This window comes from Paenibacillus typhae, assembly GCF_900099765.1.
In the GTDB taxonomy this organism is placed as follows: domain Bacteria; phylum Bacillota; class Bacilli; order Paenibacillales; family Paenibacillaceae; genus Paenibacillus_AQ; species Paenibacillus_AQ typhae.
Genome location: NZ_FNDX01000059.1, coordinates 26,151 through 36,342 on the forward strand (window position 1 = coordinate 26,151; position 10,192 = coordinate 36,342).

8 protein-coding genes and 1 riboswitch are annotated in these 10,192 nt (G+C 54.5%); of the genes, 5 read left to right on the forward strand and 3 right to left on the reverse strand.

From position 1 onward, the window contains the following. Positions 1-79: 79 nt before the first annotated feature. Together BLR64_RS27640 and BLR64_RS27645 are read right to left on the reverse strand one after the other, a co-directional pair. Positions 80-1,705, reverse strand: coding sequence for an ABC-F family ATP-binding cassette domain-containing protein (locus BLR64_RS27640; RefSeq protein WP_090719657.1), 1,626 nt, complete (start codon positions 1,703-1,705; stop codon positions 80-82). 119 nt (positions 1,706-1,824) lie between these two features. Further along, positions 1,825-2,820: an MBL fold metallo-hydrolase gene (locus BLR64_RS27645; protein WP_090719659.1), complete on the reverse strand. Its 996-nt coding sequence runs from the start codon at positions 2,818-2,820 to the stop codon at positions 1,825-1,827. A gap of 160 nt (positions 2,821-2,980) precedes the next feature. Here BLR64_RS27645 and BLR64_RS27650 point away from each other — a divergent pair, with 160 nt between their 5' ends. From BLR64_RS27650 to BLR64_RS27665, 4 genes are all read left to right on the forward strand, one after another. Beyond that, entirely contained in the window at positions 2,981-4,114 is a 1,134-nt protein-coding gene (locus tag BLR64_RS27650; RefSeq protein ID WP_090719661.1) for a virulence factor, read from the forward strand. Between the two features lie 100 nt (positions 4,115-4,214). Next, a riboswitch (Lysine riboswitch) is annotated at positions 4,215-4,427 on the forward strand. Positions 4,428-4,585: 158 nt separating this feature from the next. Continuing rightward, positions 4,586-6,046 carry an amino acid permease gene (locus tag BLR64_RS27655; RefSeq protein ID WP_090719663.1) on the forward strand — a complete coding sequence of 487 codons (1,461 nt, stop codon included), beginning with the start codon at positions 4,586-4,588 and terminating at the stop codon, positions 6,044-6,046. A gap of 332 nt (positions 6,047-6,378) precedes the next feature. Next, positions 6,379-7,284, forward strand: coding sequence for a lipoyl synthase (lipA, locus tag BLR64_RS27660; protein WP_090719665.1), 906 nt, complete (start codon positions 6,379-6,381; stop codon positions 7,282-7,284). A 62-nt stretch (positions 7,285-7,346) separates the two neighbouring features. Beyond that, complete coding sequence (locus BLR64_RS27665; protein ID WP_090719667.1) at positions 7,347-8,213, forward strand: lipoate--protein ligase family protein; 867 nt, start codon at positions 7,347-7,349, stop codon at positions 8,211-8,213. Between the two features lie 74 nt (positions 8,214-8,287). On the opposite strand, the gene BLR64_RS27670 is transcribed toward BLR64_RS27665, so the two are convergent. Continuing rightward, the gene (locus BLR64_RS27670; RefSeq protein WP_090719669.1) at positions 8,288-9,427 is read right to left on the reverse strand and encodes a transglutaminase domain-containing protein; all 1,140 of its coding nucleotides are present in this window, start codon (positions 9,425-9,427) and stop codon (positions 8,288-8,290) included. A gap of 499 nt (positions 9,428-9,926) precedes the next feature. On the opposite strand from BLR64_RS27670, the gene BLR64_RS27675 reads away from it, so the two are divergent. Then, on the forward strand, positions 9,927-10,192 hold a 266-nt coding region (locus BLR64_RS27675), incomplete at its 3' end, for a transposase (RefSeq protein ID WP_090719671.1).

Below are 10,192 nucleotides of genomic sequence, written 5' to 3' on the forward strand. Positions count from 1 at the left end.
CATAAACGGCTGCGTCATCCTCTTCAGGATAACGCAGCCGTTGTGTTATGAACAGTAACCGTTCATTCTATTCATGGTATTATACTTCGACTGGATACATGCGCTGGCGCAGTTCCTTAATTTCCGGATTCTCCAGGTACTCATCATAGCTCATGGAGCGGTCAATCACACCAGCTGGAGTAATTTCGATAATCCGGTTGGCGATGGTCTGAATGAACTGATGGTCATGGGAAGTAAAGAGAATCGTCCCGTCAAAATCAATCAGCCCGTTGTTGAGCGCCGTAATGGATTCCAGATCCAAGTGGTTGGTAGGCTCATCAAATACGAGCACATTCGCGCCGTTCAGCATCATTTTGGCCAGCATGCAGCGGACCTTCTCTCCCCCGGAAAGTACGCTTGCCTTCTTCAGCGCTTCTTCACCGGAGAACAGCATCCGGCCCAGGAAGCCGCGCAGGAAGGTTTCGTCCTGATCCTTGGAGTATTGGCGCAGCCATTCAACCAGATTCATTTGGACCCCGTCAAAATAGCTGGAGTTGTCTTTCGGGAAATACGCCTGGGTAGTCGTTACACCCCATGAGTACTCGCCGGAATCCGCTTCCTTCTCACCCATCAGGATGTCAAACAGCATGGATTTCGGCTGGGAATTCGGGCCCACAAAAGCAATCTTGTCACCTTTGTTCACCACAATGCTAAATTCGTCCAGCACCTTCTCGCCTTCTACTGTCTTAGTCAGGCCGCTGACCGTAAGCAGCTGCTTACCGGCTTCACGCTCCGGCTTGAAGTTGAGGAAAGGATATTTACGGTTCGATGGACGGATATCGTCCAGCGTAATCTTCTCGAGCTGCTTTTTACGGGAAGTCGCCTGCTTGGATTTGGAAGCATTCGCCGAGAAACGCTGGATGAACGCCTGCAGCTCCTTGATCTTGTCTTCCTTCTTCTTATTGGCATCACGCTGCAGCGTCTGGGCCAGCTGGCTGGACTCGTACCAGAAATCGTAGTTGCCGACATACATCTGGATTTTGCCGAAATCGATATCCGCAATATGCGTGCAGACCTTGTTCAGGAAGTGACGGTCATGGGATACCACGATAACAGTGCCTTCATAATCCATAAGGAAGTTCTCCAGCCAGCCGATGGATTCCAGATCCAAGTGGTTGGTAGGCTCATCGAGCAGCAGGTTGTTCGGACGTCCGAACAGAGCCTGGGCCAAGAGGACCCGGACCTTCTCATTACCGCTGAGTTCGGCCATTTTCTTGTCGTGCAGCTCGCGCGTAATGCCCAGACCGATCAGCATGGCAGCCGCATCCGGCTCCGCATCCCAGCCGTTCAGCTCGGCAAATTCACCCTCAAGCTCACCGGCGCGCAGGCCGTCGGCTTCGGTGAAGTCGCTCTTGGCATAGAGCGCATCCTTTTCCTTCATAATCTCATACAGGCGGGTATGCCCCATGATGACTGTCTCCAGAACCGGGTATTCATCGTACTCAAAATGGTTCTGCTTCAATACAGCCATACGTTCGCCAGGAGTCATATGCACCTCACCGGTGTTGGCTTCAATCTCGCCGGACAGGATTTTCAGAAAAGTAGATTTACCGGCACCGTTCGCCCCGATCAGGCCGTAGCAGTTTCCTGGTGTGAATTTTATGTTTACATCTTCAAAAAGTGCGCGTTTTCCGTAGCGGAGTGTTACGCCGCTTGTGCTAATCATTAAGCATTACCATCCTTTTCACTTAGGGTTTCGGCTCATTATAGCATAAAATCAGGGCAAATAGCCCGTAAGATCACGTTGTTCCCGCGGTTTTGGCACTAAATCCCTAAGCAGTCACCTTATTGCCCCGAATAGCGCTCCTCCGGATGCACGATCAGCGTCTCGCCGTAGCCTAAAGTACGTATCCGCTCGGGGCTGATTCCCTGGGCCTTGCGGGCCAGCTCCATCCGGTCCAGCGCCTCCCTTGCCGTATCATCCGCCAGCCGGAAGGTGCCGAAATGCATCGGAATCATCAGCTCTGCACCCACATCCAGAAAGGCCTGGATAGCTTCCTCCGGATTCACATGCTGAGAGCTCATAAACCATTCCGGCTCATAGGCCCCGATCGGCATCAGGGCGATATGCAGCTTGAAGCGGCTGCCGATTTCCTTGAAGCCCGGAAAGAAGCCGCTGTCTCCGGCAAAATACAGATTAGGCGGCAGCTTGCGCTTCTGTCCATCCTGCTTCCCCTCCGGATGCTTGCCGGGGTCGGCGGGCTGAAGCACATACCCTCCCCAGTGGGAGCTGTTGGTATCAAAGGGCGTGCGCCGGGTCCAGTGCTGGGTCGGCACAAAGGTCAGCTTGACCGGCCCCAGCGTAAGCTCCTCCCACCACTGCATCTCATAGCAGTTCGGAAAGCCCTTGCGGAGCATTTTCCGCTTCAGGCCGGCCGGAACGACTATTTTGGTCGCCGCCTTATACAGCTTGCGGACCGAAGGAAAATGCAAATGATCATAATGGGAATGCGAGATCAGGATCAGGTCCACGGGCGGCACCTCATTCAGCGGAATCCCCGGCTGGCCGATCCGTTTCTCAAAGCCGAGCCGGCGGGCCCAGATCGGGTCTGTAATGATGTTAAGCCCCTCATATTGCATGAAAAAGGTGGAATGCCCGATCCAGGTAATTGTCGTATCCAGCCGGTTCCCGGTAAGGTAAGTCAGCTCCGGCTGATGGTTCGGCACTTTATAAGAATAATCCTTCTGCTTGGTCCGGCGTTCCTCCCGCCATTGGCGCAGCTCTTTAAGCGTCTTGTCGACACCGACATTGTCGATATTGCGATATCTTATTTTAGCCATAACGGCATCTCTCCTTAACAGGATTCAGTACAAATTTTACCCATTTCAGGGCAGAATTAAGCTGTCTCCGCCAGCCCGTATTTTGTATTCCGCACGTATTATGATGTAAAATGCGGGTAAAGACTACGGTGTCTATACCGGTCAAAGGGGAGCTAAACGTATGAAGATCACTTTTATTGAACCGACTCCAAGTCCAAATACGATGAAGCTTCATCTGGACGAGAGCCTGGAACCCGGCATCCGCCGGACTTATACACCCGAGAGCGAGCGCAGCGCCCCTGCCTGGGCGCGGGATATGCTGACCATTCCCGGCGTGACCAGCATTTACCACGCCGCTGACTTCGCTGCCCTGGAACGCAAGGGCAGCGCCGACTGGGCGGCGATTCTCAGCGAGGTGCAGCGCCGGTTCGGCGCAGACGGCCTCAGCGCAGAGATCAATCTGGAGGATGAGGATGCCGGCGCCCATTTCGGGGAGTCGCAGGTGTTCGTCCAGATGTTCCGCGGCATCCCGATCCAGATCCGCGTGAAGACCGGTGCGAATGAGGAGCGCATCGCCCTTTCCAGCCGCTTCACGAAGGCGGTGACCGATGTGGCCAGCGCTGTGCTGATCAAGGAGCGCAAGCTCACCGATTACGGCGTCCGCTACGGCGAGCCGCCGGAAATTGCCCGCGAGGTCGAACAGGAGCTGGAGGCGGCGTATCCGCAGGAACGCCTCGACTCCCTCGTGCAGCAGGCCATCGCGCACGGGGCCGCCGGCGAGTTCGTCGAGCAGCGGCAGAAGAAGGGGCAGGCCGAGCTGCTGCGAGACCTGCAGGACGATGACTGGCGCGTGCGCTACGCCGCGCTGGAGGACCTGGCGCCGAGTGCAGAGCTCCTGCCGGAGCTGCGCAAGGCGCTGCACGACCCCAAGCTGCAGCTGCGCAGGCTTGCGGTCGTGTACCTGGGCGACATCCGCACGCCTGAGGCGATGGAGCTGCTCTATGAGGCGATGGCAGACAGTGCCCCGGCCGTGCGGCGCACGGCCGGTGACACGCTGTCCGACATCGGCGATCCGGCTGCGACGCCGGTGATGACGGCGGCGCTCACGGATGCCAGCAAGCTCGTCCGCTGGCGGGCGGCGCGCTTCCTTTATGAGGTCGGCACCGCCGAAGCGCAGGATGCACTGGCAGCAGCGGCCGACGACCCGGAATTCGAGGTCGGCCTGCAGGCACGCATGGCGCTTACGCGGATCGCTTCCGGCGAGGAAGCGGCCGGCACCGTCTGGCAGCAAATGTCGGAGCGCCGCCGTACCTGACACGCACCTGCCGTATTTTGTTATTGCACGACTCTCATCAATTGCATTATACTAATTCCTGTTGTGTTCATATTGTATAAAGATAGCCTCATCATACCTAAGATGAGGTAGAGGTCGCGAATATTATAAGTACGCGCGTTGAGACGTTAAGAGCCGTCAATGAAGCCGCCGAAAGGAATATCCGCCGAAGTCTGCGCCGCCGCTCCTAATGCGGCGCAGACTGGGGCCGTTGCCGAACAGGCACGGAACTGTCACTGTGTACTGCAGGCGCTATTGCCTGCAGAATTCTGCACTGTGTTGCGCTATCTTAAACAGGGAGTATGATGCGGAGCCGTATTTTCAGGAAACCGCAGATCCGTCTGCGGTTTTTTTGCGCCTACAGGATTTGCCGCCCTCATGCATAAGGGCGGCTTCGTATACCACTCCCCTTCATGAACAGAAACACGAACTTTCAGAAGGAGTGTCCATTTTATGCAAGCAACACAAGACAACCAGCAGCCGGCACTGCGCAAAGCCTTCAAAGCCAGACATCTGACGATGATCGCCCTCGGCGGATCGATCGGAACCGGGCTGTTCCTGGCCAGCGGCGGCGCCATTGCCTCCTCCGGTCCGGGCGGAGCCCTTCTCGCCTATGCTGCGGTAGGGCTCATGGTGTACTTCCTGATGACCAGCCTCGGTGAACTGGCCACCTACCTGCCTGACTCCGGTTCCTTCAGCACTTACGGCACCCGGTTCGTCAGCCCGGCCTTCGGCTTCGCCATCGGCTGGAATTTCTGGTACAACTGGGCCGTTACCATCGCAGCCGAGCTGGCCGCCGCAACGGTCATTATCAAGTATTGGTTCCCTGAGAGCTCCTCGGCCCTCTGGAGCCTGGTGTTCCTGCTGGTGATGTTCGGCCTTAACTTTCTCTCCTCCCGCGGGTACGGGGAGTCGGAATACTGGTTCGCGATTATCAAGATCATTACCGTTATCGTCTTCCTCATTGTCGGCGTGCTGATGATCTTCGGCATTATGGGCGGTGAGCGGATCGGCTTCAGCAACTTCCAGCTTGGCGGCAGCTCGTTCCACGGCGGCTTCTTCGCCTTCGTCGGTGTCTTTATGGCTGCCGGCTTCTCCTTCCAGGGAACCGAGCTGGTCGGCGTTGCCGCCGGAGAGAGCGAGAATCCGCGCCGTAATGTGCCGATCGCGATCCGCCAGGTCTTCTGGCGGATCATGATCTTCTACATCTTCGCCATTCTTGTTATCGGTCTGGTGATTCCTTATACGAATCCCGATCTGCTGCGCGGAGGCATCGACAACATCGGCGTCAGCCCGTTCACCATTGTCTTCAACAAAGCCGGACTGGCTATCGCCGCTTCCGTAATGAATGCCGTCATTCTGAGCTCCGTCCTGTCGGCCGGAAACTCCGGCATGTATGCCTCCACCCGTGTGCTTTACGCGATGGCCAAGGACGGGATGGCACCGCGTGCGCTCGGCAAGCTGAACCGCCGCGGCGTGCCCGTCGGTGCCCTCCTGGTGACTACAGCGGTCGGCATGCTGGCCTTCCTGGCCTCCTTCTTCGGCGATGGCGCTGTCTACAACTGGCTGCTTAACGCCTCCGGGATGTGCGGCTTCATCAACTGGCTGGGCATTGCCGTCTGCCACTACCGGTTCCGCCGCGCTTTCGTCAAGCAGGGCCATTCACTGGATGAGCTGCCGTACCGGGCCAGATGGTTCCCGTTCGGCCCGCTCTTTGCCTTCGCACTCTGCATGATCGCAGTACTGGGCCAGAACATGGGCGCCTTCACCGGCGGAAGCATCGACTGGTACGGCGTGCTGGTCTCCTATGTCAGCCTGCCGCTGTTCCTGCTGATCTGGGCCGGCTACCGCTGGTTCAGACCCAGCCGACTTGTTCCGCTTCAGGACTGCGATCTCAGCACCCATGCGGATTAAGTCCTCATTCAGCTATTGAACTATCTACTACATTAAAAAGGATGCTCCCGTTGCCTCTGTGGCGCGGAGCATCCTTTTTTGTTGATCATTCCATTTACATTCCTTTCTATGCTTCCCGGTTGTACTCCCTCTGACAGAATGTCCAGCCGGTCTGCAGATGTCATGATTCAGAAAAAATTTTCTTAAAATTGTTACGAATATTTCTTGCGTTGTTCATGTACCAGGCGGTAGACTATGGTAAAAATAAGCATAGGCTTCCATCAGTCCTATGCCCGATTTCACAGCATGGCAAGCAGAAGTTATTCATTACATTTGAATATGGGAGGCTGACAATGCAGAAGGCAAGAGAACGTAAACCCGATTGGCTTAAAATATCGCTGAATACGGGGGACGGTTATAAAGAGATTAACTCGATGATGCGCGGCCGCAAGCTTCACACGGTCTGTGAAGAGGCAAAATGTCCGAACATTTATGAATGCTGGAGTCAGCGGACAGCGACTTTCATGATTCTGGGGAATATTTGCACACGCGCCTGCCGGTTCTGCGCCGTTACCTCGGGTTTACCGACGGAACTTGATCTCGAGGAGCCGCGGCATGTGGCACAGTCGGTCAAGGAGATGGGGCTTAAGCATGTCGTTATTACTTCCGTTGCCCGGGATGATCTGAACGATCACGGAGCTTCGATGTTCGCTGCGACGATTACAGCGGTGCGTGAGAGCAATCCACTGACGGACATCGAGGTACTGATCCCGGATTTAGGCGGGGAAGTGAATCGGCTTGCTCTCGTACTGGCGGCGAAGCCGGATGTTTTGAACCATAATCTAGAAACTGTAAGCCGGCTGTCGGACAAAGTGCGGGCGAAGGCGAAGTACCAGCGATCTCTTTCTGTGCTGCGCCTTGCGAAAGAGCTGCGTCCGGAGCAGACGACGAAATCCGGCATGATGGTCGGGCTGGGTGAGACGAAGGAAGAAATCATCGAAGCGATGAAGGATTTGAGAGCTGCAGGCTGTGACATTCTGACGATCGGTCAGTACTTGCAGCCTACATTCAAGCATATTGGGGTCGACCGCTATTATGAACCGTCAGAATTCGCTGAGCTGAAGCGGGAGGGACTGGCGCTGGGCTTTGCACATGTCGAGGCGGGTCCGCTTGTCCGCAGCTCCTATCATGCCCGGGAGCAAACGGAGAGCGCGAAATCGGCTGCTGCGGGCACGGAAGCCGCTGTGCTTGAGAACTGAGCAGGGGTTCCGGTCTAGAGATAGCTGGCGTTATTTAAGTTCTGACGAAGGGAGTATAGGCGATGTGGAGGTTTGTACATACAGGAAACCGGACGCCTGCGGAAAACATGGCGATCGACGAAGCGATGCTCACCGCACACGAGCGGGGTCTCGTGCCACCCACGGTGAGATTCTATGGATGGAATCCAGCGACATTGTCCATCGGCTGCTTCCAGCATGCAGCCAAGGAAGTGGACTTCACTGCGCTTCGAGAGTACGGCCTGGGGTTTGTGCGGCGGTCGACCGGCGGCCGGGCCGTGCTTCATGATCAAGAGCTCACTTACAGCATCATCGTATCGGAGAATTATCCCGGTATTCCGGCAAGTGTAGTGGAGGCATACCGCGTGCTAAGCATGGGGTTGCTGCTCGGTTTCCGGAAGCTGGGTCTGGATGCACATATGACGGGCTTGGAATCTTTAGAGACACCAACCTTGGCAGATTGGCAAGCAGATAATTCCCGGCGTGGAAACAAGCCCATGTCGGCGGCTTGCTTCGATGCGCCGTCCAAGTACGAACTTGTAGTCGAAGGCAGAAAAATCGCGGGAAGCGCTCAGATGCGTTCCAAGGGAGTCATTCTGCAGCACGGCTCCGTTCTTCTTGAACTGGACTCGGATCTTCTCTTCAATGTCTTGAGCTTCAACGATTCAGAGGACAAACAGCGGATGAAGAAGATTTTCGGACGCAAAGCGGTTGATATTAATTCGTGTCTGCGGCGGAAAGGGGATCCTCCGGTGACGATTCGTGATTTGGAGGAAGCCTTCCATCAAGGTTTCGCAGAAAATTTGGGTACGGAGCTCATCCCCGGGACATTGACTGACTTCGAGATTGAACTGGCCAACCAGCTTGCTGAGGAGAAGTATGGTGCCGACAGCTGGAATCTGAAGAAATAAAGGGTAATCACACAACTGATTGCTGCGTTCATTCCGCATCAGGACAGCAACCCATGGGAGGTGCCCATCCGCTGTTATTTCCAGGTAACATAGACCTTGAGATCACCGGTATTCTCAAAAGCAGAGCTGGTGTACGCAAGCTGGTCCAGCCCCAGCGTGTACAATGTCTGCAGATCATTTTTGAGCAGTTTCTCGCTTCCCCGGTAACGGAACAGCAGCGATTGCTTGCCGGAGGCGATGGCAGATTTTGCCAGCTCCTTCAGCTCTGCAGCAGAGCTCACAACCTCTTTTTCCTCATACAGCCTGTAATTCAACTGCTCCTGCAGCTGCTCGAATACGGACACGCCCGTTCCTCCGCGGCTGGCCAGCTCGGACAAGGTCTGGGCATAGCTGACTGATGCAGCCGGATAGGATTTGGTCCAGGAGTGGTCACGGCGCATCTGCGAGTCCGTTCTCATGTAATATGCCGTGCTGACTCCCCCCTCGATGTTCGGCTCCGGATCATCCCATGTAGTATCCAGATGATACCAGAGCCCGTTCAGCTGAACCAGATTCCAGGCATGGGATTGTCTTGCACCTCCCGCCGGCTTGGCAGTGCCTTCGACGATTTTATTCGGGATCCCTGCGCCGAGCAGCAGCTTATAGGTGAGCAGGGAATAGCCCTGGCATACAGCGCTGCCTGTCGTCAGCCCTTCATAAGCAGTGTATTTAGTATACGAATTATCGTACTTCAGGTTCAGCACCACCCAGTCATGAATAGCCTTAATTTTCTGGTGGTTGTTCATGCCCGGCTTGATGATTTTCTGGAGAATGGCTTTTACCTGTTGATTTACATAGGCGGTCTGCTGCAGCGTCTCCCGGTATTTCACCTGTACTGTCACATTAGCAGACTGGCCGTTTTGTTTATATGAAAAGGCATAGCTGTCAACGATGTAATACAAATAAATATCACTGGCCATCGCCTGGTCAATTGCACTCTGTACCTGTGCCTTCAGCTTGTTTGTCTTTCCCGTATACTTAAAGGTGATCGTCTCCCGGCGGTTGCCCATTGCCCCGGTCAGCTTCTGCGTCATCTCGCTTACCGATTGAAGCGAAGCGGATGCAGCAGCCGCATGGACCTGTCCCCAGCCGTAGTAAGCCGCCGGCGGCAAAGCTGCAGACAGCAGCATCCCCCCGAGTAACGCCTTCATCAGCGACCTATGTTTCTTTCGCATGTTTTCCCCCTTGCCTCCTGCAACCCTCAAATTGCTGTCGCTTAACTGTAAAGTATAGTTTGTACTTCTACTCTATAGTAGATGCCGGAAATATCCTTCGTACAACTGGAATCTTAGTGATCTCCATTTTTTGACCTGCTATGCTATACCCTGCAGTATCATTTCCATATTATCTCAAATTAAAAATATATACTATTATTATCGGCCTGGAACGCCAGGGAAATAAGGTTTTACGATGGAATCTCGCCCTGCTGCAAGATGAATTTGGACACTGCTATAATAAACAGGAAATTCTTGAGTTCGATGCCCGGGCCGGCGGACGGTGCACATTTATTTTACCCGCGAATTCTCCGCTACTCTTGCCGTCTGCTTTATCCTTTCCGGCAAAAAAACTGCTCCCGCGCAGCATCAATGTGGTATTATCCCCTTCAAGTAGACACTCGTAAAAAACCTCATGTGTTAACATGAGGAAATGAGTGAACTTGGAGGGGATTTTTGTATGGCCAAAAAGGGACAAGTATTTCAATCGTACACAGAGGAATTCAAGACAGAGGCTATTCAAGCCTATTTTACAGGAGGTGAGAGCTACAAGATTGTCTCCGACAGGTTGGGGATTGCGAACTGTACCCAGCTTAAAGTATGGGTAAAGAAATATCGGAATGGAGAGCCATTCGATACACGAAAAGGGGCAACCAGCCCTTTAAAAGGACGTCCACGTTCTACATTTTCCAGTATAGAAGAAGAACGAGATTACTTAAAGGCACA